Below are 24,400 nucleotides of genomic sequence, written 5' to 3' on the forward strand. Positions count from 1 at the left end.
GAATTGCATATAAAATTTATTTTCATATGCAATTAATTCTCTTTGAAAAGTATAAAGGATATGATTTTGTTGTGGTGAATAGTCTGATAATTAGTTGTATATGCTTTCTCGTTTGTGCCAATTAATATAATAAGGGCTGGAAATAGAGGCTAAAAAACGAAATGAAAACTGCCTAATGTCGAAATAGTACTATTCATTCATCGGAAAAATGAAAGCTTGTTGAGTATCTGAAATATATATTTGGAGTTATAAGTCGTTGTAATAGAGTGGATGCTGACCGAATGAAAAAAAAGCTCATTCTAATTAACTTTTTATCTGATATTTCTTTAATGTTAGATTCAATGTCTTTGAATTTAATTCCTTAAGATATAATTATAGTATCACCACCCCTATTTATAATAGTAAGGATATGGAAACCGGTGGTAAGCTTGTAACAATTAAAAATCTAATTCAATCAAAGAAAACACAATCTCCTGTTTATTTATTGAATATAAAACCAAAATATAGTAATAAACCATTAAAATCTAAAATATATGGCTGGGAAAAGATTTCAAGGTGAATGGCCTAAAATCGGTATTCGTCCTACTATCGATGGACGCATGGGAGGGGTTCGAGAATCTCTTGAGAACCAAACAATGAATATGGCAAAAAGTGTGGTAGACTTGCTAACCTCTACTTTACGTTATCCCGACGGGTCGCCTATTCAGTGTGTTATTGCAGATTCCACAATTGGTCGTGTGGCAGAGAGTGCAGCCTGTGCCGAGAAGTTTCGTAGAGAGGGAGTGGGGATAACGATTTCAGTTACTCCGTGCTGGTGTTACGGTAGCGAAACGATGGATATGGAGCCGCATACAATCAAAGCTGTTTGGGGATTTAATGGTACGGAACGTCCCGGGGCAGTCTATCTGGCTGCAGTCCTTGCCGGACATGCACAGAAAGGATTACCTGCCTTTGGTATCTATGGACATGATGTTCAGAATGGAGGTACTACCGAAATACCTGGCGATGTAAGAGAGAAGTTGTTGCGTTTTGCTAAAGCTGCATTGGCTGTAGCAACTATGCGAGGTAAATCTTATCTTTCCATCGGTTCGGTGTGTATGGGTATTGCCGGTTCGGTAGTTAATACCGATTTTTTTGAAGATTATTTAGGTATGCGTTGCGAGAGTGTAGACGAGGTAGAAATTATTCGCCGAATGACACAAGGGATATACGATAAAGAAGAATATGAAAAAGCCTTAGCTTGGGCGAAGACCCACTGTAAAGAAGGCAAAGACACGATAAACCGGGACGATTTGAAAAAAGATCGTGCGGCAAATGATAAGGATTGGGAATTCATTGTAAAAATGACATTGATTGTTCGAGATCTGATGATAGGCAATCCTAAGCTGAAAGAAATGGGATTCGGAGAAGAGGCTTTAGGGCATAATGCTCTTGCCGCAGGCTTTCAGGGGCAACGCCAATGGACAGATTTTTATCCTAACGGCGATTTTACAGAGGCTATCCTCAATTCCTCTTTCGATTGGACAGGTATTCGCGCACCATATATATTAGCTACAGAAAATGATTCGCTGAATGGTACGGCAATGTTGTTTGGTTATCTTTTGACAAATACCGCTCAGATTTTTGCCGATGTGCGTACTTATTGGAGTCCTGAGGCTGTAGAACGAGTGACAGGGAAAAAGTTAGAAGGTTTAGCTTCAGGCGGCATGATTCATCTAATCAATTCCGGTGCTGCGTCTCTGGATGGGAGTGGTCGCCAAAGCGATGAGACAGGAAAACCTGTAATGAAACCTTTTTGGGATATTTCACAAGCCGAAGCCGAGTCATGTTTAGATGCTACTACATGGATGCCTGCCAACCGTGAGTATTTCCGTGGAGGAGGCTTTTCTTCTAAATTTCTTACTCGTGGTGGAATGCCATGTACCATGGTTCGACTGAACCTCATAAAAGGATTGGGTCCGGTATTGCAAATAGCCGAAGGGTGGACTGTAGATCTAGATCCGGATGTACACAAAATTTTGGATGAGCGTACAGATAAAGGATGGCCTACCACTTGGTTTGTTCCTCGCCTGACCGATGATCCTAATTTTAAAGATGTATATTCCGTGATGAACAACTGGGGAGCCAATCATGGTTCTATCAGCAGTGGACATATCGGAGCCGATTTGATAACGTTGGCTTCTATGCTTCGTATCCCTGTTTGTATGCATAATGTATCTTCGGATGATATTTATCGCCCCGCCGCATGGTCTGCTTTCGGGATGGATAAAGAAGGAGCTGATTATCGAGCTTGCCAGGTTTATGGTCCTCTTTATAAATAGTTTTTTGTACCTTCGACAATAAAAAACAGTATGATAAATAGTGAATATATAGAACGGTTTATAGAAGCTGCTCATCGTGTAGGACAAGAACGTCTACAGCTTTGTAGCAGTGGTAATTTGTCGTGGAGAGTGAATAAAGATTTAGCTCTGGTTTCGGGTACAGGTTCGTGGTTGCCACGTATTACCAAAGAAAATGTCGCTATCTGCAATATCTCCACAGGTATGCGTGTCGATGGTCCTAAGCCATCGATGGAAAGTGTTTTTCATCTCGGAGTTTTACGTCAGCGTAAGGATATGAATGTGGTACTACACTTTCAGTCAGAATTTGCGACAATTGTATCTTGTATGAAAAACAAGCCGAAAAGCTTTAATGTAGTTGCCGAAGTTCCTTGCTACTGCGGCAAAGAGATTGCGGTTATACCATATTATCGTCCCGGATCGAAGGAGCTGGCAGATGCTGTTACACATGCTCTGACAGATCATGATTGCGTGTTGATGAGTAAACATGGGCAGGCTGTGTGTGGAAAAGACTTTGATGATGCTTTTCAGAAAGCGGTTTTCCTCGAACTGGCATGTCGCATTATTGTGCGTGCAGGTGAAGGAAATTATGATATCTTGAGCGATGATGAAATTCGCGATTTGGAAGTTTATATTTTAGGAAAAACACAAAAATAATAACATGGCGTATTTGGCTCTGGATTTAGGGTCAGGAAGTGGACGGGCTATTGTAGGAACAATAGTGGACGGACGTATTTGCCTAGATGAGATCTACCGCTTTGGAAATGTTCCTGTAAAATTGGGAAATACATTGTGCTGGGATTTCTTGTCGTTATTCCAAAATGTAAAACAGAGCATTTATTTGGCCGTAAAGAAGGGGTATGATTTACAGGGTCTTGCTGTTGATACATGGGGCGTTGATTTTGGGTTGATAGACAGAGCGGGAAGATTATTGTCCAATCCCGTATGTTATAGGGATAGCCGTACGCAAGGTGTTTCTCAAAAAGCGGAGGCTATCATTTCTAAAAGAGACATGTATGCTATCACAGGTATTCAGCAAATGGAGATCAATACCGTTTTCCAGTTGCTGAGTATGAAAGAGCAGAACGCTCAGGCTCTTGCTATTGGCGATGGTTTATTATTTATTCCTGATCTGATAAATTTTTATCTTACAGGTAATATGTATAATGAATATACAATAGCCTCCACTTCGCAGCTGGTAAATGCTAAAACAAGAACGTGGGAAAAGTCACTATTCGATAAGTTGAATCTTCCTTTATATCTTTTCAAAAATATTATTGAGCCTTGTTCTCTAGTCGGAAATCTTACCGATGATATTGCACAAGAAACGAATACCCAAAATACTAAAGTATTTGCCGTCGGGTCGCATGATACGGCGAGTGCGATTGCTGCTATTCCGTTCGATGGAGAAGAATGGGCTTTTCTTAGTTCGGGAACATGGTCTCTGCTAGGGATACAAACGGACAACCCGATTTTGACGCAGGAGGCTATGGATAACGAATTTACGAACGAAGGTGGGGTTGGAAAGATCCTGTTTATGCGTAATATTTCGGGATTGTGGATACTTCAACAATTAATAGCCGAATGGGAGAAGAATGATGAAGGATGTTCTTACCAATACCTATTGTCGGAATGTGAAAAGTGTAAACCTTTCGGAAGCCTTATCAATAGCGACGATCCTGATTTTGCCATTCCCTCATCTATGAAAGATGCCATACAATCGTATTGCAAGCGGACAGATCAATCTGTACCTCAGACTAAAGGAGAGTTGGTTCGCTGTGTTCTCGAATCACTGGCAGTGAAATATCATTTTGTGATGAAGAAATTGGAGCAGTGTTCCGGCAGAACGATTAAATATCTTTCGGTAGTAGGAGGGGGAAGCCGCAACGAACAGTTAAATCAATTTATTGCAGATGCTCTGAATGTAGAGGTTGTGACCGGGCTAACAGAGGCTACAGCAATCGGAAATATTATTCAGCAAGCAGTAACAGATAAAAAAATAAAAAATATAAGGGAGGGACATCAGATTGTAAAAAACAGCTTTAACTTTAAAACCTATTATCCTCAGAATTCGAGAGAATGGGAGTTGTTTGCTACTAGAATGGAGCATTTGATAACGTAAAACAACAAATTTAAGACCAATATGAAGACCAAATCAGAAAAGCTTTTATTTATCGGAAAAGATGGACAAAACTATTTGTTCCCTTTTATTCTGATAACCTCTTTGTTCTTTTTGTGGGGATTTGCCCATAGTCTGCTGGATGTGTTAAACAAGCATTTTCAAGACTCGCTGCATCTATCAAAGGCGCAGTCGGGAGCTGTTCAGGCTTCGGCTTATGGGGCATATTTTCTGATGGCTATTCCTGCGGGATTAATTGCTCGTAAATTTGGTTATAAAAGCGGAGTCGTTGTCGGATTAGCTCTTTTTGCATTGGGGGCTTTCTGGTTTGTTCCTGCCGTAGAGATAAATACTTTTTGGGCTTTTCTTTTAGGACTCTTAATCTTGTTTTGCGGACTTACTTGCCTTGAGACAGTAGCCAATCCATATACTATTGTTTTAGGTTCGCCCGAAACTTCAGCAAGCCGTATCAATCTGGCTCAAACTTTTAATGCTATCGGTTGGATTTTAGGACCGCTTGTAGGCTCTATTCTTATATTTAAAAATGAGTCGGATCGGTCGACGATCGAATTATTTGTTGATGCTATTAAAAAAGTTTTTCTTGGTGCTAATGACGCGGTTGCAACTGTTGTAGAAACGGTTGGAGATCATACGAGCAATTCCGTTTTGATGTTTCCATACGTAGGATTGGGTTGTGTGGTAGTTATGGTTTTGGTGTTTTTCTTGTTTGCAAAATTGCCTGAAATAAAATCGGATAATCATAAAGATACGTCAATCCTAAGTAATAATACCGTAACGCTGGATCTGCCATTGATAAAACAAAGACATTTTGTGTTGGCGGTCGTTGCTCAATTTTTGTATGTAGCAGCGCAGACAGGTATTGGTAGCTTTTTTATAAATTACGCAATAGAAGTAAAAGAGTTGCAACTAACCGAAATACAGGCTGGTTTGTTACTTGGCCTAGGTGGTATGTCTTTATTTGCAATTGGTAGGTTTTCGGGAAGTATGATTATGAAGAAAATGAAGCCGGGATCTTTGCTTGGCTTGTGTGCTGCTATAAATACATTGCTGATGTTTTTTGTTATCATGAATCACAACCGGTTTGGGATAATTGCCCTGATAAGCTGTTACTTATTTATGTCTATCATGTTTCCATCTATATTTGCACTGGGTTTAAGAGATCTTGGTGATAAGACAAAAACAGCATCATCCATTTTGGTACTAACAGTTGTGGGGGGAGCCATCGCTCCATCGTTGATGGGGATATTAGGTGCCGAAAGTATGAATGTCGGATTTATTATACCGCTGATATGCTTCTTATATATATCGTTTTTTGGATATGTAGGTAGCCGGATAAAAGCTTAAATAGAATAAAACACTCTTTTCGTTTTTATATATTACTTTAATTAAATAAGGGACTATCTTCTATGGAGTAGTCCCTTTCTCATTCGTTTAATATGTTTTTGGCGGAATTAATTTATTAATAGAAATCGACTGATAAATTTTATTTCATGTCTTTGTTGTTGAATGCTTTTATTTACCTTTGTCAAAATCACAACGGGTTGGAGATAAGTGTTGAAAAACGTAAATAAGGATCGACTGTTATTCATGTATTTGATGATAGTTCTTATAGCTTTATATAAGGTTCCTTTAGCATTACAACTGATATTTTATTTACCTTAAGTTTATAATAACCCGGAAAATTAGTTTTCAGGAAGGAATCAAATAATAGCGTTGAAAGATGAAAGTAAGAACTCCTTATGACAGAAACGACTTAAATATTAAGAAGTCTGATAAAGTGCTGGAGGTGGGACCGGGGCATAATCCCTCGTTTCGCTCCAATGTTATTGCCGAAAAGTTTGTAGATACAAATTATCATCGGTGCGGAGATGTGAAGATTTTTCCTCATCAATCTTTTGTAAATGCTGATGGCGAAAATCTGCCATTCAAAGATAAGGAGTTCGATTATGTTATTTGCAATCAGGTACTGGAACATGCCGAAAATCCCGAACTGTTTGTCAAAGAGCAATCCCGGGTAGCATCCCGTGGATATATTGAAACACCCAGTCTTTTAGGGGAGTTTTTGTTTCCTAAAAAATCTCATAAATGGATTATACTCGATATCGACGGTAAGCTGGTGATGTATGAGAAAAGTAAAATGGAAGGAAACTATCTTAATAATTATGGCGAGCTTTTTCTGAATTACTTGCCTTATCAATCGCTCCCGTATAAACTCCTATGGCTTACCGATGGTGATATTATGATAAATCGCTATGAATGGGAAGGTGAGATTGATATTATTGTTAATCCGCAAGATGATTATTATTTATCGTTTTTTACCCGTCCTTGGGATAGAGAGATGGCTGCTAAAATAATTCCTCCTCGCTCTACCTCGTCCGAAATATGGACAGTATTACGTGCTTTGAGTTATATGGGCTTGTCTAAGCTGAAAAGCAAGTTTCAGCCTCACCCTATATTACTGAGCGAATATGTAAAGCAAAAAGAATTATCGGAAAAGAGCCCGAAATGATTTAACAATAATAAGAATGCAGGCATATTGTCGGAGCATTTTAATACCTTTGCAGATACTTGTAAAACGAATGGAAACTGAATGGTTACAGTATTATTATCAGGTGGATTAGGGAATCAGATGTTTCAGTATGCGGCTGCCAAGTCGTTGGCTATTCGTTTAAATACGACACTGTCTGTTGATCTATATACATTTTCTAAAAAAACGCAAGCTACGGTACGTCCCTACGAACTGGGTCTATTCAAGATAGAAGATGTAGTAGAAACATCGTCACTGAAAGCAAAAGCTGTAATTAAAGCCAGACCCTTTATTCAAAAGCACAGATCTTTTTTTCAGAGATTTGGAGTGTTTACCGATACGTATGCAATCTTATACCAACCGACTTTTGAAGCTTTGACAGGTGACGTGATAATGTCCGGCTATTTTCAAAATGAATCATACTTCAATAATATACCTGAGCTTTTACGGAAGGATTTTTCCTTCAAATATCCATTAACCGGGAAAAATAAAGATATTGCAGGGCAGGTTTCAGGAAATCAGTCTATTGCCGTTCATATACGCAGAGGGGATTATCTGAATAAGAATTCACAATCGAATTTTGCTATCCTTGAAAAAGACTATTACGAAAAGGCCATCAATTATATATCTGCGCATGTAAAGAATCCTAAATTCTATGTTTTCTCAGAGGATTTTGATTGGATAAAGGATAATCTTAACTTTAAAGAATTTCCTGTTACTTTTATAGATTGGAATAAAGGAAAAGACAGTTATATAGACATGCAGTTGATGAGCTTGTGCAAACATAATATTATAGCCAATAGTAGCTTTAGTTGGTGGAGTGCGTGGCTTAACAACAATGAAGAGAAAAGGGTAATTGCTCCCGAGCGATGGTTTGTGGATGAGCAAAAAAATAAATTGTTAGATTGTTTTTATCCTCAAGGGTGGATCAAGATCTGATAATATATTTTAGTGCCAAGATTATCTTATTATATACAGTTGAGTCTTTCAGGAGGGAAAAAGGTAACAGTATAATAACATACAATAAAGTGTCACTTTTGTCACCTTTTAACATAATTGTAAGATTATGCTGTTTATAATGAGTGTTTTACAAAAAGTGACAGTTTTTATTAAAATAGCCGATTATGCCAAAAGTATCGATATTAATGCCAGTTTATAATGCCGAGCAATATTTGTCTCAGGCATTAGACAGTATTGTATCGCAGAGCTTCGAAGATTGGGAGCTGATACTTATAAATGACGGGTCTACCGATCGCAGTGAGTCTATTATTATGGACTATGATGACGAACGAATTTTTTATATAAAGAATCCTGTCAATCTGAAATTGATAAAAACGCTAAATAAGGGTCTTGATTATTGCGGAGGACAATATATAGCTCGCATGGATGCAGATGATATTTGTCACCCCGATAGGTTGAAGCGCCAAGTTGAGTATCTCGACTCACATCCCCAAGTACTGATGTGTGGCACTGCCGCTACGGTGATTGATAATAGTGGGAAGCAGACAGGAAATATTCATAATCTGACGAGTGATGATTATCTTCAAATCAACCTGATGTTTTCCCCTTCTTTTATTCATCCGAGTATGATGATTCGCACCGAAGTGCTGAAACAGAATAAGTACGATGAGGCGTATAAGCATTTGGAAGACTATGACTTGTGGTGCAGGATAGCCAAGCTCGGCAGGGTTGCAAATATTGATGATGAACTACTCCAGTACAGATGGCACGACAGCAATGTATCGGTGTTGAATAGTAAAGTGCAGAGCGAACTGAAAGATGAGCTTATAAAAAGAGAGTTGAGCCGACTCGACTTAATCCCTACAGAATTGGAGCTATACTGCCATAAAGTAACTTTCCAGTTGTATGCATTGGGGAATAAGTTGGATGTCCCTGTTGACCGATTTGACGATATAGCCAATTGGTTTACGAAGCTGATTCGACAAAATGAAATAAAGCATATTTATTTACAGTCGGCACTGATTGCTTTTCTTTGGTCTCGCTGGGCAGTGTTGTGCATTTCGCAAAAGAAGTATGGGAAAGTATTATTCCCTCCTTTTGCTAAATATAATCCCGCTATATTGAGCCGACTAATAAAATTGATCTTTTTCTTAAGAAAAAAATAATGACAGATACAGAAGAACTTAGAGAAATATATAATCCTGATGGTTCTGAATTAAGGACGCTACAGCTGAAGATGTTGGATATATTATCTATTGTAGCCAATATCTGTGACAAGCATAATATCCCATATTGGATAAGCGGCGGTACTTTGCTTGGCGCTATCCGGCATGGAGGATTTATTCCCTGGGATGATGATATTGATATCGAATTGCTTTTTCCCGACTATCAGAAGTTATTGAAAATACTACCTAATGAGTTGCCGGACAGTCTGTACCTGCAAACGCCTAAAGAAAAAAGTTATAGGTTGTTGTTCTCTAAGGTGAGAGACAGACATTCTATTGTTTATTCCGAAGAGGAGGATATGGCGAGCTATAAGGAGAAAGGTATATTCATCGATATCTTTCCTGAAGAAAGAAGCTATCGGTGGATGAAGAATATTGTTGACTTCTTTTACGGAAGAGCATTTAGGCGTCTGAAGAGAGGGAGGCCATTCTTCTCACTGACATACTTTTATGAATACGCAACATCTTTGTTGTTATACCCTATAGGAGTGCTGTTGAAATATACAGCCAGAGGGATTTGTTCCATTACAAAACCTGATAACATACTACATAGCTATGGAATAGGAAACTCTACGAATCACAATGCAGGGTATATGTTTCCGGTAGGAAAAGTTATCTTCGAAGGGAAAGAATTTTCAGCACCGAAAGAACCTGAAACATATCTGAAAAAGCAATATGGCGATTACATTATCATTCCTCCCAAAGAGAAGCGGGCAACTCACTTTCTTAAAGTTGAATATTTATAGTCCCATCGTCTTGAAGAGCTCTCTTTCTTTCGCTTTTGCCTTGTTTAGAGATGCTTGATCCTGAAGATTTATTCCATACTTTGATGGAGAAGGGATGGTTAGTTTAGTTCCTAATGGTATGCTGTTGATATTCTTTATTTTATCTTTGTTCTCCTCATAGATATATACACAGAACGATTTGTGTCCATAATACTTTAGTGAAATATTACGTAAGGTATTACCTGGTTCTATCGTTATGATTGCCAGAGGTGTATTTCCTTTTGTGGCTGTTGGTTGCTCAGTCTTTTGAGTTTGAGGCTTTATCGAGTTTTCGCTCGGCAAGGTTTTCTCAGTTACAATGGCAATTGAATCTTGTTCTTTCGCTTTAGCTATAGAGTCGGAGGATACGGCAAGAGTATCAGTTTTTTTGTCATCAATATTTTGGTTGTCAGCAACTATGGCTGTGCTATTATTCTGAATAGGACCTTCGGTCAGGAATCTGGCAATTTCTTGGAAATACAATCCCCCGATCAGGAATGCTGCAATAATAAGGAATATAAAGAATCCTAAGGAAACGAATTTCTTTCTTCTCTTAGCAGCCTGTCTTGTCTCTTGCACTAGCTTTTCGTATTCTAGGTCTTTTTCTTTAGCAGCTAATTTAGCCTCTTCAATCCTCTGCTTATACTCTAGTATTCTTTCTTCAGAGACCTCATCGGTTAGTGGTTCAGATATATTTTCAGTTTCACTCGGAGTTATAGTATCATTATCAGATTGGGTCTCTTCTTCTTTAGGGATCTTTGTATCCTCTACCTCTTCTTCCTCTAATGGTGCTTCCTCTGTATGAGGGGCAGTGTTTTCTGTCTCTATTATAGTGGTGTCTCCACTTCCTAATTCAGGCGTAAAGTCTTCATTCTCTACTTCTTGTGGATCTGCTGTTCGGGTAGGAGAGACTTCATTTGTATCTTCATCTACAGAAACATCTTCTTCCTCATCAGCCTCTTCTATATTTACTGTTTCGTCTTTTTCTATATTATCAAAAGAAACACCTTCTTCTAAAACGACACTCTCGAAGTGGGCGAAAGGACGGTTTATAGCTTCCTTTAGTAACTTGTCAGGAGTGAAGCTCAGTTTATAATGAGCCGCTATTTCGATAGCTTCACCGGTATTTACATCTACACTTTTACGTGCATTTACTTTTACCAGTTTAAAAGTCCCAAAGTCTTTTATCTTTACAGACTCGTTGCTTTCTATCGTTTCTGATATAACAGCTATTAACTCACGCAGAAATACTTCGGCTTCTTTTTTTGTAATCTCCTGTTTCTTAGCCAGAAGATCAATCAAATCCTGTAGACTAAGACGGTCATTCATTTATTTCAAGTTTTTTGAGGTTCTCTTTTATGGTTTGTCCGGGGCGGAAAGATAAAGTGATTTTAGGAGGAACTAGAAAACGCTGTTTCGAAACAGGATTGACAGAAATACGCTCAGCCTTCTTCTTTGTTTCAAACAATCCAAATCCCTGAATATTAACAGAGTTGTTTTCTTCTAGGTTTGAATTGATGATAGAAACTGTGGCTTCCAACACTTCTGATGTCTGACGCTGTGTCCAGCTCAAACGTTTTGCCAGTGCGGCTATTAATTCCTGGTTCGTCATAGATATTCCTATTAAGGTTAAATAACTTCTCCGTACAGATCAAACGATTGGGTGTCAGTTATCTTAACATTATAAAATTCCCCAATATTAAGCATTTTATTTTTCTTTATCAAGACCTCGGGATCAACTTCCGGCGAATCGTACTCGGTACGACCTATGTAATAGTCGCTCTCCTCTTTATCTACAACCACTTTCAGAGTTTTGCCTATTTTCTCCTCATTCGTCTCGAAAGCTATTTTTTCTTGAGCCGACATCAACAAATCCATTCGTTCTTGCTTTGTAGCGTCTGATATGCTGTCCTTGTAATTATCGTATGCGTATGTGCCATCTTCATGCGAATAAGGGAAAGCGCCCATTCGTTCGAAGCGCATATCGTTTACAAACTGCAATAGTTCTTCAAAGTCTTTCTTTGTTTCGCCCGGATGACCTACCATTAATGTTGTACGCAGATGTATATCCGGTACTTCTTCTCGGATGCGCTTCATCAGGTCGTATGTGGCTTGCTTGGATATGTTGCGTCGCATTTTAGTTAGCATATTATCGCTAATATGTTGTAGAGCTATATCCAGATATTTGCACACATTATCGTTTTCTCGCATCACCCTTAGCAGATCGTAAGGGAAGTTTGCCGGATATGCATAGTGGAGGCGTATCCATTCCACCCCTTCTATTTTTGAAATACGTTCGATCAGTTCGGGGAGTTTGGCTTGCTTGTAATTATCGTATCCATAGAATGACAGATCTTGCGCTATCACCTGAAACTCTTTTACACCCGTAGCTACCAGATTCCTAACTTCTTCTTCTATCTCTTCTATCGGACGTGATTGGTGCTTGCCCGTCATGATAGGAATTGAGCAGTAAGAACAAGTTCTGTTACATCCTTCCGATATTTTTAAATAAGCATAATGTTTTGGAGTAGTTATGCTTCGCTCCAAGGCTATATCTTGCTTGAATGATTTTCCCAAATCAGAGATTAGCATTTTCCAGTTGAACTTACCATAGAAATTATCTACCTCCGGAATCTCGGCTTTCAGCTCGTCCATGTATCTTTCGGTGAGGCATCCCATCACAAAAAGCTTACTAAGTTTTCTTGCTTTTTTTGCTTCTGCAAATTCAAGAATCATATTTATGGATTCTTCTTTTGCATCCCCTATAAATCCGCAAGTATTGATTACAGCAATCTCTCCTTCCGGTTTATCGGGGTCGTGCTTTACTGTATATCCATTTGCTAAAAGCTGTTTCATCAACAGCTCTGAATCCACCAGATTTTTAGAACAACCCAGTGTTATAACATCGATTCTGTTTTTTTTCATTCTTTATGCTCCAAAAAGACTGTCGACAAACTCCTTGCGTGTAAAAACTTGCAAGTCGTCGATTCCTTCTCCTAATCCAATATATTTTACCGGAATTTTAAATTGATCGGAAATACCGATGACTACACCTCCTTTTGCCGTACCATCTAGTTTTGTGATAGCTAAAGCCGTAACATCGGTAGCGGCTGTAAACTGAGTGGCTTGTTCAAAAGCATTTTGTCCTGTTGAGCCGTCAAGCACAAGCAGAACTTCATGGGGAGCCTCGGGAACAATCTTTTCCATTACCTTTTTTATTTTGGTAAGTTCGTTCATCAGGCCAACCTTGTTGTGTAAGCGTCCGGCAGTATCTATGATTACCACATCCGCATTGTTTGCTTTAGCAGAGCTCAGCGTGTCGAAAGCAACTGATGCAGGATCGGAGCCCATTGCCTGTTTTATTACAGGTACGCCAACTCTTTCTCCCCAAATAACCAATTGTTCTACAGCAGCAGCACGGAATGTATCCGCAGCTCCTAAATAAACTGATTTGCCTGCTTTCTTAAACTGATTTGCTAATTTCCCGATTGTCGTTGTTTTCCCAACACCATTTACTCCGACAACCATTATCACATAAGGCTTGTAATTTTCGGGTGTAGAGAAGCCTTCTGTATCTGTGGTATTGTTTTCTGTTAGCAGATGAGCAATTTCCTCCCGAAGAATTGAATTTAGTTCATCTGTGTTGATATATTTATCCTTTGCAACTCTTTTCTCTATTCTTTCTATGATTTTTAATGTAGTGTTTACTCCTACATCCGAAGTGATAAGCACTTCTTCCAAATCATCTAATACGTCATCGTCTACCTTCGATTTGCCGGCTACAACACGTGATAGTTTAGAAAACATAGATTCTTTGGTTTTCTCCAAACCTTTATCTAGAGTTTCTTTTTTTTGCTTCGAAAAGAAATCGAATAGTCCCATAGTTTACTCTTTATTATCAAGTAATTATCGCATACTTGTTTAATGTTAAAACAGGCTTATTTCCTGCTATACAAAGCTACGAAATGGATAATAAAAAACCTCCCCACATGAAAATGAAGGAGGTTTTTTAGATATTTTTAACAAGATTATTTCGTGAAATAGTCTTTTACTGATTCATTCGGAACCATTTCTTCTTTAAATGTGTAAGCTCCTGTTTTAGGAGATTTTACCATTTTGATTACTTTTGCATAGTTACGACCGTCTTTCGATGAAGCGTCGCGGTAACCTGCTACTGCTTTCTTTGCCATGGTTTATATTGTTTTTACTTTATTTCTTTATGTACAGTAACTTTCTTAAGAACAGGATTGTATTTCTTCAATTCTAATCTTTCGGTAGTATTTTTTCTATTCTTTGTAGTGATGTAACGTGATGTGCCTGGCATACCACTTGCTTTGTGCTCTGTGCACTCAAGTATCACTTGGATTCTATTTCCTTTTGCTTTTTTAGCCATTTCTTGATCCTCCTAATTTATGCGTTCAAAAAACCATCTTCAGCCGCTCTTTTAAGCGCAGCATCCAATCCAATTTTATTGATTGTACGAAGACCGGCAGCAGAAACATTCAGGCTGATCCAACAATCTTCTTCTACCCAGTAGAATTTTTTTCTGAAAAGATTGACATTAAATTTTCTCTTAGTCTTTCTGTTTGAGTGAGAAACATTATTGCCAACCATAGCTTTCTTTCCTGTAATTTGACAAATCTTGGACATTGCTATTGTATTTATTATATGTTTATTTTTTAGTTTTATCGTGCAAAATCGGGTTGCAAATTTAGTTATATTTTTCAAACCTACAAATATTTAAAAGGTTAAAGTTACACTAAACGCAATAAATAAATTAATTGATTTTGAAAATGTAAGGAATACGCAGATTGTTGTAAATTTGTTCTCGATATGAGTACCAAACGTATTTTGATTACAGGAGCCAGTGGCTTTATAGGGAGTTTTCTTGTCGAGAAGGCTTTGGAGGAAGGGTATGAAACTTGGGCAGGCGTGCGTAAAAGCAGCAGTCGTGAGTATCTGAAGGATGATCGTATTCAGTTTTTAGACCTGAACTTTGGGGATAAAAATAAATTGAAAGAGCAGTTATCTGACTTTAAAGAGAAATATGGCAAGTTTGATTATGTCGTACACAATGCCGGAGTCACTAAATGTTTAGATGCCGAAGATTTTGATAAAATAAATTTTCGATATACAGCCAACCTTATCGATGCATTGCGAAAAGTAGAAGCTGTTCCCGATAAATTTGTATTGATGAGCAGTCTCAGTGCTTTTGGTGTAGGAGATGAAGAGGATTATACTCCTATTAAGATAACCGATACGCCGAATCCTAATACGGCATACGGGAAGAGTAAGCTGAAAGCAGAATGTTATCTGCGCTCGATGGACGATTTTCCTTATATAATATTGCGTCCTACAGGTGTATATGGGCCTCGAGAAAAGGATTACTTTCTGATGATAAAGACTGTCAAATCCGGTCTTGATGTGGGTGCGGGTTTTAAGTCACAACACCTGACTTTTATATATGTGAAAGATTTGGTGGATGCCGTATTTCTTGCGCTGAAGACGGAACTCAAGAATAAAGCTTATTTTGTAGCCGACGGAGATGTATATACAGACAAGGAATATACGCAGTTGGTAAAGCAAGTTATAGAAAAGAAGCACGTGTTGAGTCTTAAAGTTCCTTTGTGTATATTGAAGGCTGTTTCTGTAGTGGCAGAAAGTATTTCTAGGATAACGAAGAAGCCTTCTACCTTAAATAGAGATAAATATATAATAATGAAACAACGCAATTGGGAGTGTGATATAACCCCTCTTGTAAACGATCTAGGTTTTACTGCTAAATACAACTTGAAGGATGGGCTTGAAGAATCTGTGAGTTGGTATAAAGAAAATGGATGGTTGTAGAATTAGCTTTTATCTCTAAAAATGTGTAACTTTACATAGAGGTTTATGTTGAAAAAGATAAGTAGACCTGAAAATATTTAATGTGTAAAGTGGGGTTGCCTACTTTTTATCTGGCACATCTTAGTTTATCTATATCTGTAAAATATGTGTCACTAATCTTTTTGATTCTTCTATCGTGGGTCTTATAACTTCGAAAAAATATCTCAAATTGTTTCTAACAAAAACATCTTAAATAAAGTAAATGCGTATAAATAAATATATCAGCGATAGCGGTTATTGTTCGCGACGAGAGGCTGATAAACTGATAGAACAGGGGAGTGTTACAATTAATGGAAAAAGAGCTTCTATCGGAAGTCAGGTGCTGGCCGGGCAAGAAGTGAAAGTTTATGGAGAGACAGTTACCTGTAATACTGAGCCTGTCTTTATTGCTTACAATAAGCCGATCGGAATTGTAAGTACGACAGATTTGGATGAGCCCAATAATATTATTGATGCCGTGGGACATGACGAACGGATATTTCCGATAGGGAGGCTTGATAAGGATTCGCAAGGTCTTATAATCCTGACCAATGAAGGAGATATGGTGAATAAGATGCTGCGTGTCGACAATAATCATGAAAAAGAATACCATGTAATTGTGGATAAGCTTATAAATGAGGATTTCGTTAAAAAGATGCAAGGCGGAGTGCCAATACTAGGAGTTGTTACTCGTAAATGTGAAGTGGTTAAAACCGGGACTCATTCGTTTAATATTATATTGCGACAGGGACTGAACCGCCAAATACGGCGTATGTGCGAATATCTCGGATATAATGTAGTGAGGCTCGAGCGCATACGAATAATGCATATAAAGTTGGGTAATATAAAAGTTGGTCAATGGCGTAATATTACAAAAGAAGAATTGGAAATACTGCGTAAGAAAACAGCATCTTCTGTAAAAACTGAGAGTCCGCCGAAAAAGAAAACAAAACCACAAGAAACAAAGACTCCTCAAACTAAAGGCAAGTCTGCTAATTCATACAAAGAGAAAAAGATGCCGGTAGGATACAGAGAAGGCGGTAGTGGTATGAGAAATGGGAAATCAAGTGTAAGGAAGAAAACCCGAAAATAAAAAGAGGGTGGCAGAGGGCCTTTTTTTTAGTCAAAAGAAATGTGTAAAAAAGATAACTCCACTTTACAAAAAGGCTAAAAAGGTGATTGTCACCATAACAAACAGCTTTATAGCCCTTAAAAATAATAAACAAAATTATTTGATAAGGAAAAAAATATTAACTTTGTACAGCTTTTCAGAAAGCATGTTTTATAACATAATTTCACATCTTCTCAAAAGCTTTTAAGTTGGATATACTCGATTTTTTAACTATAAAAATTAAAACAAAATGATTAAAGTAGGTATTAACGGTTTTGGACGTATTGGACGTCTTGTTTTCCGTGCTGCACAAAAAAGAAATGACATTCAGATTGTAGGTATCAACGACCTTATCGACGTAGAATATATGTCTTATATGTTGCGTTACGATACTATGCACGGTAGATTTGACGGAACAGTTGAAGTTAAAGACGGTAAATTGGTTGTTAACGGAAACGCTATCCGTGTAACTGCTGAAAAGAATCCTGCAGACTTGAAATGGAACGAAGTAGGTGCTGAATATGTTGTTGAATCTACTGGTCTTTTCCTTGAAAAGTCAAAAGCTCAAGGTCACATCGACGCTGGTGCAAAATATGTAGTAATGTCAGCTCCTTCAAAAGACGATACCCCTATGTTCGTTTGTGGAGTTAACACAGATAAATATGTAAAAGGAACTCAATTCGTTTCTAATGCTTCTTGTACTACAAACTGTCTTGCTCCTATCGCTAAAGTATTGCACGACAAATTTGGTATCGTTGAAGCTTTGATGACTACAGTACACGCTACTACTGCAACTCAAAAAACAGTAGACGGACCTTCAGCTAAAGACTGGAGAGGTGGACGTGCTGCTGCAGGTAACATCATTCCTTCTTCTACCGGTGCTGCTAAAGCTGTAGGTAAAGTTATTCCTGAACTAAACGGAAAACTTACAGGTATGGCATTCCGTGTTCCTACATTGGATGTTTCTGTAGTTGACCTTACTGCTCGTCTTTCTAAAGAAGTATCTTACGATGATATCTGCAAAGCTATGAAAGATGCATCAGAAGGCGAATTGAAAGGTGTTCTTGGATATACAGACGAAGAAGTAGTTTCTTCAGACTTCCTTGGCGATGCTCGTACTTCAATCTTCGATGCAAAAGCTGGTATCCAATTGAGCCCAACTTTCGTTAAAGTAGTTAGCTGGTATGACAATGAGTGGGGATATTCTAACAAATGTCTTGATCTTATCGCAGCTATGGCTAAAGTAAACGGATAATACAAGTTATCAAATATAGAGAAAGCCTCTTACTTTAATTAGTGAGAGGCTTTTTGTTTGCTTTCAATTCTTTAATGCAACTTTTTTGTTTGTTTTTGCATCTAATAGTATATAAACTAAATATATCATTAATATGAAAAACATAACCTTATTCCTGTTTTTTGCTACAATAATACTTTTTTTGCCTGTAGCTGGATGTAGTGATGATAACGATGGTGAAATGGTCTTGGTTGAATATACTAATCCAAGCGAGAATAATCCAGTTAATACTCTTGGTTGGCTAAAAGAAAAGAAAGAAACTGTTAAAAAAGAGGTTGATGTGCGCTATGCCAGCAATGGAGGGTCAGCTAAAAATCTTGGAGGCTTTATTGAACAGCTTGCTTACAAAGGAGAAGATTACTATGAAATCAGATATGGAGAGTTTATTACAGGAAGTTCTTCCAAGTTAAAAGATTCTATGTTTGATTTTAATAGCAATGTCTATGATTCCCTGGGAAATCTGTGTGTCTCTATTATTGGAGGGGATGCGATAGCTACCCAGCCGGGTTATGAAAGTTTTTCTGATTTTTGGCAAGTAGCTACATTTAAAACTTTATTGTGGGAATATACAATAAAAGAACAATGATGTGTAAATGATTTTGAAAGATTCTTTATAGATAAACAAAGCCCACTCCATTTGGAGTGGGCTTTGTTTTCATATTATTATATTAGATCCAACGAACAAAAGCAAAATCCTGACGATGTGCCATATCCGCATGCTTCGGATATACACGGTAAGCAAAGTTGCATAGTCCCGGAATCTTGGCTATTGAATCCAATTCAAAATATAATTTCGAACCCTCTGCCTTAATAAGCTTAAAGTCTTGAGAAGAGATAAACTTGTCTGTTTTCTTATCCGCATCATATTCGGTAAGCACACAGTCTATGCCCAAATCGCCTTTCATATCTCTCTTGTCAATAACAACTTCCACTTTAATCTTTTCACCTTCAGTAAAATTGTTTGATGCAAGCGGAGTTCCGTCTTTTATATTCTGACCATTGAAAGTAATCTTCTCTACTACAAGCTTGTCCCAATTAGTGGCAGTATCTTCTTTCCATGCTGCCAATTCTTTCGCCTTAGCATAGTTATTTGCTGTAACCAGTTTGATGCGTTCTCTTTCAGGCTTATAGAAGTTCTTGATGTAATCATCAATCATTCGCTTAGTTGTATATTCAGGCGCAATATTAGCGATCGAGTTCTTTATAAACTGTATCCACTCAGGCGAATATCCTTTAGAGTTACGTGCATAGTAAAGAGGTAATATCTCATTCTCGAAAGTAGAATAGATCTCAGCTGCATCTAATTCATCTTGATAAGCCTGATTAGAATAAGTACGTTTATCAGTAAGGCACCAGCCGGCTTCTTTTTTGTAACCTTCGTACCACCATCCGTCAAGTACAGAGAAGTTAAGAACTCCGTTCATTTCAGCCTTTTCGCCTGATGTACCTGAAGCCTCAAGCGGACGAGTCGGTGTATTCAACCAAATATCTACTCCCGAAATTAAACGTTTCGCTAAACGCATGTCATAGTTCTCAAGGAAGATTATCTTACCAAGGAATTCAGGACGGCGTGATATTTCTACAATCTGTTTGATCAAGCCTTGCCCTGCTCCATCTGCAGGATGAGCCTTACCTGTGTATAAGAACTGGATTGGATATTTTTCATTATTTACCAGCTTTGCCAAACGGTCAAGGTCTGTAAACAGCAAATGTGCACGTTTGTAAGTAGCAAAACGACGGCCAAATCCAACGAGTAATGCGTCGGGGTTGATTTTATCTACAATATTGAAAATCGCTGAAGGAGCCTTCTGGCTCTTTATCCAGCCTTCTTTCATCTGTTCCTGCACATAGCTGATAAGACGTTTTTTCAAGATAGAACGAACATTCCATAGCTCTTCATCTTTTACACTATATATATTATCCCAGATTTCGTGATTGGACTGATCATCATAGAAACTCTTGTCAAATGTTTTTTCATACAACAACTTCATTTCTTTTGCTGTCCAAGTAGGCATATGAACACCGTTTGTTACATGCCCTACGTGTAACTCTTCGGGGAAATAAGCCGGCCAAACTGGCTGGAACATCTGACGAGAAACAATACCATGCAGATAACTAACTCCATTAGCCTCAAGACAAGTGTTCAGCGCAAATACACTCATGCTGAATTTTTCACCACTTCCCGGATGCTCACGTCCCATGTCTACAAAGTCTTGCCAAGAGATATCTAACCGTGCAGGATAGTTTCCTAAATATTTACCAAGAAGACCTTCGTCAAAATAGTCGTGTCCTGCAGGAACAGGAGTATGCACAGTATACAAACCTGAAGCACGTACAACCTCTAACGCTTGATTAAATGTAAGACCTTCTCCTTCGATCAGGTCGAGCAAACGCTGTACATTAATAAGTGCTGCATGGCCTTCGTTGCAATGATAGATTTCCTTTTTGATGCCTAATTTGTTAAGCAACAAGATACCTCCGATGCCAAGTAAATATTCTTGTTTCAGACGATTTTCCCAATCTCCACCATATAATTGGTGAGTAATAGGTTTGTCATACTCGCTATTCAAGTCGATATCCGTATCGAGTAAGTATAGGCTTATACGCCCTACATTCACTTTCCATATATTTGCGTATATATCTCTATCCGGATACGGAACAGCCAAAATCATCTGATTGCCATCCTCATTCAGCACGGGCTCGAGAGGAAGGTCTCCGAAGTTTTGAGGCTCATAGTTTGCTACCTGCTGACCGTCAGGAGAAATAGACTGGGAGAAATATCCGTAACGATAGAGGAAGCCCACTCCTGTAAGATCTACATGACTGTCACTTGCTTCTTTTAGATAGTCTCCGGCCAAAACGCCTAAGCCTCCCGAATATATCTTTAATACATGAGTAAAACCATATTCCATACTAAAATATGCAACAGACGGTTTTGATGTATCAAATTTTTGAGACATATATTTATCGAACTTCTTAATAACGTTATCTACTTTATTCATTAAGGTAGCGTCTTTAAGAATCTCTTCTATTCTTTCATTAGATAATTTATGAAGCAATAGAACCGGATTATTGTCTGAATCTTTCCAAAGTTCCGGATCAAATTCGGCGAAAAGATCAGTAGCTTCATTGTTCCATACCCACCATAAATTACGTGAAATTTTTTCAAGCGGTAATAATTCTTTTGGTAAGTTCACTTGTGTATGCGCACTTCTCCATGTAGGATTATTCGAATAACTTGCTTTAATTCTCATAGATGTTATATATTTAAACTTGTGATTATCTGATGTTGTTATGTATAATTGTAAAAATACAAATATAACATATTTAGCAACCTTTATCGTTATATTACCTAATTATAACTTTTATAAAAGCTGCAAACGTTTGCAAAGTTTAATTTACTTTCTTTCAGAAGCTTTAGCTAATGCTATATCATAGGCTTCTTCATAATATTTGAAAAAATGCCCCCAATCTGCCAATGCTGCCCTATCGAGTGCAGCCTTACGCAAGATACGTTCTTGCTCTGCACTTTTGGTCGTCATTTCAAACACTCTGTTACAAATATCTTCTGATACTTCTATAAAATTATAATCGTCTCTGGTTACCACTTCTGCTCCGTCATCCATTCCTTTTTCATCTCCCTCTTTACGCATCCACAAGCCAAATCCGGCTAAAGATGTAGTAATAGTAGGAACTGAAAAAGCAATACTTTCGTGAGGCGTATATCCCCAAGGCTCATAATATGAAGGGAAAACAGATACATCCATTCCTATCAACAAGTCATAGTAAGGAATATTAAAAATCCCATCATTCCCATTCAGATATGAAGGAACAAAGATAATTTTCACTCTATCTTCCTTTCTGTTCTGTAGGCGCAAATACGAAATTTGATTCAGGATAGAGTCATTATTCATATTTTTCAGCCAGTGAGTAATATGAGGAAAGGTCAATGATGTATCAGGGGTTCCCTTTTTGCTCAATCTTTCTTGCAGGTCTGTACGGGGAGTATCTATCCACGCCGGAACCATAATGAATGCAATCACATCTTTTTCGAGTTGCTTAATGTGCTCCAACCTATTCATAGCATCGATAAATACATCAAGCCCCTTGTTTCTGTATTCATAACGTCCGCTTGTTACCACCAGAAGGGCATCTTCTTGTATATCATATCCTAATAACTTTTCGGTAACATTGATTAGTTTTTTTCTTGCTGCAAGACGCTTGGCTTCGTGTTCTTCGCCAACAGGTATAAAGTCTTTCTCAAAACCATTTGGTGTTACCAAAGGTTCACGGTGAAGTAATTGCTTGCATTCTTTAGCGGTTATATCGCTCACTGTAGTAAAACAATCTACTTCCTGAGCAGCCGTTTTCTCCACAGAATGCTTTGCTTGCATATTTAATTCACGAGCCATCTGATCGCTATCGTATGCAAACAAATAGTTGTATAATGGTTTGCCATTCCCTGCTATAGAGCGGCCGATGGATGTAGCATGGGTAGTAAACAGTGTGCCAACTTTTGGCAAACGATCTTTTACATAGAGTGCGCCTATCCCGAGCATCCACTCGTTGAAGTGTGCTATGACTTTCTTTTTGTCAAGATTATAATATCTATAGAAACTTTCGATAATAGCACCTGTAGCATAGGCAAACATACACGCTTCGTCGTAATCGCCGTACGCATGCAGAGAGTCTACCCCAAATTTGTGCCACATGTAGCTATATATCTCATCTTTATGAGCAAAGAGGCTTTCAAAGTCAACAAGTATCACAATAGGTTCACCCGGAACGAGCCATCTCCCGACTCTTACCTTCAACCTATCGTATATCGAAATTGTCTTTACCCATTCGGCAAACAACTTGTTGTCTTCTTGAAACCAAGGGCTTGTAGTCTCTTTCCAAATATCAGGACCGATGAAGATTGTTCTGTCTTTATACTTTTCCTGCATTGTTTTTGCTTTGGTCGACAGCACGGTGTAAATGCCTCCAACCTTGTTACATACCTCCCAGCTTGTTTCAAAAATATAATCAGGATTATTGAGTCGCTTTGCCATAAATGATGCTAATTCGTGTCTTACGTTTATGAATAAATAGAATTAAATAAAAGCAAATAAGGGCTATCGTTCTCTTTTTTTAGTAACTTTGCCCTCGCTTTTAGAAACCGCAAAGGTAACAAAGATAATAAACATATAAATATATTTTGACTGTGAGTAGTAGAAGAAAGCTTAAAAAAAGTATAAACGAATCAATAGATTTATTATATACTGACTGTGTATTTTACAAAGTATTTGTAATAGATGCTGACCAGGCAGCTGCAGATAAAGTAATAACCCGAATAGTAGAAACTCAGGAAGAATTTCTGAAGAGAGTGAATGTAAACGAGGGAAAAGAAGTTAAAGGCAGAGTAAAAACTTATTACAAAAAGGTTAAAGCTGATTTCAAAGAGCAGATCAACTCTATTGCCAAAGAAATAGAATCTTTAGGTTAATGAAAAGTATATGTAATTTTATCCTCCGCCTTATAGGTTGGAAGATTACAGGTCTGAATAATTTACCAGACAAATGTGTTATATGTGTTGCCCCACATACCAGTAACTGGGATCTACCATTGGGATTGATTGTTTATAAAGCGATGGGACGAAAAGCATCCTTCCTGATTAAAAAAGAATGGTTTTTCTTTCCCATGAATCTATTATTCAAATTGTTGGGAGGGATTCCTGTCGACCGTTCCAGAAAGTCATCACTAACAGAGCAGATGGCAGAAATATATTCTAAAAGAGAAAATTTTCAACTAGCCATAACACCTGAAGCCACTAGAAAAGCCAACTCTGAGTGGAAAAAAGGCTTTTATTTTATAGCTATGGAAGCCGATGTGCCTATTGTAATTGCAGCTCTTGACTATGGCAAGAAGGAGGCAAACTTCAAGCAGATAATAATGCCTACTGGTGATGTAGAAGGAGATATTGCCAAAATAAAAGCCCTTTACAAAGATGTAGTAGCTCGTCGTCCCGAACACTTCTCGATATAAGAAAAAGGATAACAAAACAAAAATATTTATTATTTTTAAAACTCTGGCTTAAACATTTAAGTCAGAGTTTTTTGTTTGTTCTTGTTTCTTAATCTCATTTTTAATTTAGGCTTGAGTGAAATATAATCAAAAATCACCCCCCAATAAACG

Annotated in this window: 23 protein-coding genes; 14 read left to right on the forward strand and 9 right to left on the reverse strand. The window is 37.9% G+C overall.

Translation table 11 applies throughout. The annotated features are described in order from the left end of the window. The first annotated feature begins 533 nt into the window (after window positions 1-533). From LDB17_RS01655 to LDB17_RS01690, 8 genes are all read left to right on the forward strand, one after another. On the forward strand, window positions 534-2,321 hold the full coding sequence (locus tag LDB17_RS01655) for an L-fucose isomerase (RefSeq protein ID WP_252638249.1): 1,788 nt from the start codon (window positions 534-536) through the stop codon (window positions 2,319-2,321). Between the two features lie 30 nt (window positions 2,322-2,351). Next, window positions 2,352-2,996: a class II aldolase/adducin family protein gene (locus tag LDB17_RS01660; protein ID WP_252638248.1), complete on the forward strand. Its 645-nt coding sequence runs from the start codon at window positions 2,352-2,354 to the stop codon at window positions 2,994-2,996. Between the two features lie 4 nt (window positions 2,997-3,000). Then, entirely contained in the window at window positions 3,001-4,461 is a 1,461-nt protein-coding gene (locus LDB17_RS01665; RefSeq protein WP_252638247.1) for a rhamnulokinase family protein, read from the forward strand. A gap of 21 nt (window positions 4,462-4,482) precedes the next feature. After that, window positions 4,483-5,823 carry an L-fucose:H+ symporter permease gene (fucP, locus tag LDB17_RS01670; protein WP_252638246.1) on the forward strand — a complete coding sequence of 447 codons (1,341 nt, stop codon included), beginning with the start codon at window positions 4,483-4,485 and terminating at the stop codon, window positions 5,821-5,823. Between the two features lie 376 nt (window positions 5,824-6,199). Next, window positions 6,200-6,988 carry a class I SAM-dependent methyltransferase gene (locus LDB17_RS01675; RefSeq protein ID WP_252638245.1) on the forward strand — a complete coding sequence of 263 codons (789 nt, stop codon included), beginning with the start codon at window positions 6,200-6,202 and terminating at the stop codon, window positions 6,986-6,988. A gap of 81 nt (window positions 6,989-7,069) precedes the next feature. Then, window positions 7,070-7,945 (forward strand): alpha-1,2-fucosyltransferase, encoded by an 876-nt coding sequence (locus tag LDB17_RS01680; RefSeq protein ID WP_252638244.1) that lies wholly within the window; start codon window positions 7,070-7,072, stop codon window positions 7,943-7,945. A 185-nt stretch (window positions 7,946-8,130) separates the two neighbouring features. Further along, the gene (locus LDB17_RS01685; protein WP_252638243.1) at window positions 8,131-9,132 is read left to right on the forward strand and encodes a glycosyltransferase; all 1,002 of its coding nucleotides are present in this window, start codon (window positions 8,131-8,133) and stop codon (window positions 9,130-9,132) included. Further along, window positions 9,132-9,938, forward strand: coding sequence for a phosphorylcholine transferase LicD (locus tag LDB17_RS01690; RefSeq protein ID WP_252638242.1), 807 nt, complete (start codon window positions 9,132-9,134; stop codon window positions 9,936-9,938). Before LDB17_RS01685 ends, LDB17_RS01690 begins: the two co-directional genes overlap by 1 nt. Here LDB17_RS01690 and LDB17_RS01695 read toward each other — a convergent pair. The 7 genes from LDB17_RS01695 to rpmB all read right to left on the reverse strand — a co-directional run bounded on the left by LDB17_RS01695 (window position 9,933) and on the right by rpmB (window position 14,606). Beyond that, the gene (locus LDB17_RS01695) at window positions 9,933-11,285 is read right to left on the reverse strand and encodes an HU family DNA-binding protein (protein ID WP_252638241.1); all 1,353 of its coding nucleotides are present in this window, start codon (window positions 11,283-11,285) and stop codon (window positions 9,933-9,935) included. The genes LDB17_RS01690 and LDB17_RS01695 overlap by 6 nt on opposite strands. After that, on the reverse strand, window positions 11,278-11,568 hold the full coding sequence (locus LDB17_RS01700; protein WP_006842170.1) for an HU family DNA-binding protein: 291 nt from the start codon (window positions 11,566-11,568) through the stop codon (window positions 11,278-11,280). Before LDB17_RS01700 ends, LDB17_RS01695 begins: the two co-directional genes overlap by 8 nt. 17 nt (window positions 11,569-11,585) lie before the next feature. After that, entirely contained in the window at window positions 11,586-12,881 is a 1,296-nt protein-coding gene (gene rimO, locus LDB17_RS01705) for a 30S ribosomal protein S12 methylthiotransferase RimO (protein ID WP_252638240.1), read from the reverse strand. A gap of 3 nt (window positions 12,882-12,884) precedes the next feature. Continuing rightward, the gene (gene ftsY, locus LDB17_RS01710; RefSeq protein ID WP_252638239.1) at window positions 12,885-13,838 is read right to left on the reverse strand and encodes a signal recognition particle-docking protein FtsY; all 954 of its coding nucleotides are present in this window, start codon (window positions 13,836-13,838) and stop codon (window positions 12,885-12,887) included. A 146-nt stretch (window positions 13,839-13,984) separates the two neighbouring features. Further along, window positions 13,985-14,146 (reverse strand): DUF4295 domain-containing protein, encoded by a 162-nt coding sequence (locus tag LDB17_RS01715; RefSeq protein ID WP_006842173.1) that lies wholly within the window; start codon window positions 14,144-14,146, stop codon window positions 13,985-13,987. Between the two features lie 14 nt (window positions 14,147-14,160). Next, complete coding sequence (gene rpmG / locus LDB17_RS01720) at window positions 14,161-14,349, reverse strand: 50S ribosomal protein L33 (protein WP_006842174.1); 189 nt, start codon at window positions 14,347-14,349, stop codon at window positions 14,161-14,163. 17 nt (window positions 14,350-14,366) lie between these two features. After that, on the reverse strand, window positions 14,367-14,606 hold the full coding sequence (gene rpmB / locus LDB17_RS01725) for a 50S ribosomal protein L28 (RefSeq protein WP_006842175.1): 240 nt from the start codon (window positions 14,604-14,606) through the stop codon (window positions 14,367-14,369). 183 nt (window positions 14,607-14,789) lie between these two features. Between rpmB and LDB17_RS01730 the strand changes: the two genes are divergently transcribed. The 4 genes from LDB17_RS01730 (at window position 14,790) to LDB17_RS01745 (ending at window position 18,812) form a co-directional block, all read left to right on the forward strand. After that, window positions 14,790-15,803: an NAD(P)-dependent oxidoreductase gene (locus tag LDB17_RS01730; RefSeq protein ID WP_252638238.1), complete on the forward strand. Its 1,014-nt coding sequence runs from the start codon at window positions 14,790-14,792 to the stop codon at window positions 15,801-15,803. 241 nt (window positions 15,804-16,044) lie between these two features. Further along, the gene (gene rluF / locus LDB17_RS01735) at window positions 16,045-16,914 is read left to right on the forward strand and encodes a 23S rRNA pseudouridine(2604) synthase RluF (protein WP_252638237.1); all 870 of its coding nucleotides are present in this window, start codon (window positions 16,045-16,047) and stop codon (window positions 16,912-16,914) included. Between the two features lie 268 nt (window positions 16,915-17,182). Further along, entirely contained in the window at window positions 17,183-18,187 is a 1,005-nt protein-coding gene (gene gap, locus LDB17_RS01740; RefSeq protein ID WP_006842178.1) for a type I glyceraldehyde-3-phosphate dehydrogenase, read from the forward strand. Window positions 18,188-18,320: 133 nt separating this feature from the next. Then, window positions 18,321-18,812: a hypothetical protein gene (locus LDB17_RS01745; RefSeq protein WP_252638236.1), complete on the forward strand. Its 492-nt coding sequence runs from the start codon at window positions 18,321-18,323 to the stop codon at window positions 18,810-18,812. Between the two features lie 82 nt (window positions 18,813-18,894). Here LDB17_RS01745 and glgP read toward each other — a convergent pair whose 3' ends face one another. Further along, a complete protein-coding gene (glgP, locus tag LDB17_RS01750; protein ID WP_252638235.1) occupies window positions 18,895-21,480 on the reverse strand; it encodes an alpha-glucan family phosphorylase in 2,586 nt (861 codons plus the stop codon). A 144-nt stretch (window positions 21,481-21,624) separates the two neighbouring features. Continuing rightward, on the reverse strand, window positions 21,625-23,277 hold the full coding sequence (locus LDB17_RS01755; protein WP_252638234.1) for a glycogen/starch synthase: 1,653 nt from the start codon (window positions 23,275-23,277) through the stop codon (window positions 21,625-21,627). A gap of 152 nt (window positions 23,278-23,429) precedes the next feature. On the opposite strand from LDB17_RS01755, the gene LDB17_RS01760 reads away from it, so the two are divergent. Together LDB17_RS01760 and LDB17_RS01765 are read left to right on the forward strand one after the other, a co-directional pair. Next, a complete protein-coding gene (locus tag LDB17_RS01760) occupies window positions 23,430-23,711 on the forward strand; it encodes a hypothetical protein (RefSeq protein WP_252638233.1) in 282 nt (93 codons plus the stop codon). Beyond that, window positions 23,711-24,250 carry a 1-acyl-sn-glycerol-3-phosphate acyltransferase gene (locus LDB17_RS01765; RefSeq protein WP_006842186.1) on the forward strand — a complete coding sequence of 180 codons (540 nt, stop codon included), beginning with the start codon at window positions 23,711-23,713 and terminating at the stop codon, window positions 24,248-24,250. The genes LDB17_RS01760 and LDB17_RS01765 overlap by 1 nt, the downstream gene beginning before the upstream one ends. Window positions 24,251-24,400 lie beyond the last annotated feature (150 nt).

This window comes from Dysgonomonas sp. Shenzhen-Wh21, from assembly GCF_043392705.1.
Classification (GTDB): domain Bacteria; phylum Bacteroidota; class Bacteroidia; order Bacteroidales; family Dysgonomonadaceae; genus Dysgonomonas.

Excerpts from the sequence above, each read along its gene's own strand:
- LDB17_RS01655 (WP_252638249.1), top strand. The coding sequence starts at position 534 with ATGGCTGGGAAAAGATTTCAAGGTGAATGGCCTAAAATCGGTATTCGT.
- LDB17_RS01660 (WP_252638248.1), top strand. The coding sequence starts at position 2,352 with ATGATAAATAGTGAATATATAGAACGGTTTATAGAAGCTGCTCATCGT.
- LDB17_RS01665 (WP_252638247.1), top strand. The coding sequence starts at position 3,001 with ATGGCGTATTTGGCTCTGGATTTAGGGTCAGGAAGTGGACGGGCTATT.
- fucP (WP_252638246.1), top strand. The coding sequence starts at position 4,483 with ATGAAGACCAAATCAGAAAAGCTTTTATTTATCGGAAAAGATGGACAA.
- LDB17_RS01675 (WP_252638245.1), top strand. The coding sequence starts at position 6,200 with ATGAAAGTAAGAACTCCTTATGACAGAAACGACTTAAATATTAAGAAG.
- LDB17_RS01680 (WP_252638244.1), top strand. The coding sequence starts at position 7,070 with ATGGTTACAGTATTATTATCAGGTGGATTAGGGAATCAGATGTTTCAG.
- LDB17_RS01685 (WP_252638243.1), top strand. The coding sequence starts at position 8,131 with ATGCCAAAAGTATCGATATTAATGCCAGTTTATAATGCCGAGCAATAT.
- LDB17_RS01690 (WP_252638242.1), top strand. The coding sequence starts at position 9,132 with ATGACAGATACAGAAGAACTTAGAGAAATATATAATCCTGATGGTTCT.
- LDB17_RS01695 (WP_252638241.1), bottom strand. The coding sequence starts at position 11,285 with ATGAATGACCGTCTTAGTCTACAGGATTTGATTGATCTTCTGGCTAAG.
- LDB17_RS01700 (WP_006842170.1), bottom strand. The coding sequence starts at position 11,568 with ATGACGAACCAGGAATTAATAGCCGCACTGGCAAAACGTTTGAGCTGG.
- rimO (WP_252638240.1), bottom strand. The coding sequence starts at position 12,881 with ATGAAAAAAAACAGAATCGATGTTATAACACTGGGTTGTTCTAAAAAT.
- ftsY (WP_252638239.1), bottom strand. The coding sequence starts at position 13,838 with ATGGGACTATTCGATTTCTTTTCGAAGCAAAAAAAAGAAACTCTAGAT.
- LDB17_RS01715 (WP_006842173.1), bottom strand. The coding sequence starts at position 14,146 with ATGGCAAAGAAAGCAGTAGCAGGTTACCGCGACGCTTCATCGAAAGAC.
- rpmG (WP_006842174.1), bottom strand. The coding sequence starts at position 14,349 with ATGGCTAAAAAAGCAAAAGGAAATAGAATCCAAGTGATACTTGAGTGC.
- rpmB (WP_006842175.1), bottom strand. The coding sequence starts at position 14,606 with ATGTCCAAGATTTGTCAAATTACAGGAAAGAAAGCTATGGTTGGCAAT.
- LDB17_RS01730 (WP_252638238.1), top strand. The coding sequence starts at position 14,790 with ATGAGTACCAAACGTATTTTGATTACAGGAGCCAGTGGCTTTATAGGG.
- rluF (WP_252638237.1), top strand. The coding sequence starts at position 16,045 with ATGCGTATAAATAAATATATCAGCGATAGCGGTTATTGTTCGCGACGA.
- gap (WP_006842178.1), top strand. The coding sequence starts at position 17,183 with ATGATTAAAGTAGGTATTAACGGTTTTGGACGTATTGGACGTCTTGTT.
- LDB17_RS01745 (WP_252638236.1), top strand. The coding sequence starts at position 18,321 with ATGAAAAACATAACCTTATTCCTGTTTTTTGCTACAATAATACTTTTT.
- glgP (WP_252638235.1), bottom strand. The coding sequence starts at position 21,480 with ATGAGAATTAAAGCAAGTTATTCGAATAATCCTACATGGAGAAGTGCG.
- LDB17_RS01755 (WP_252638234.1), bottom strand. The coding sequence starts at position 23,277 with ATGGCAAAGCGACTCAATAATCCTGATTATATTTTTGAAACAAGCTGG.
- LDB17_RS01765 (WP_006842186.1), top strand. The coding sequence starts at position 23,711 with ATGAAAAGTATATGTAATTTTATCCTCCGCCTTATAGGTTGGAAGATT.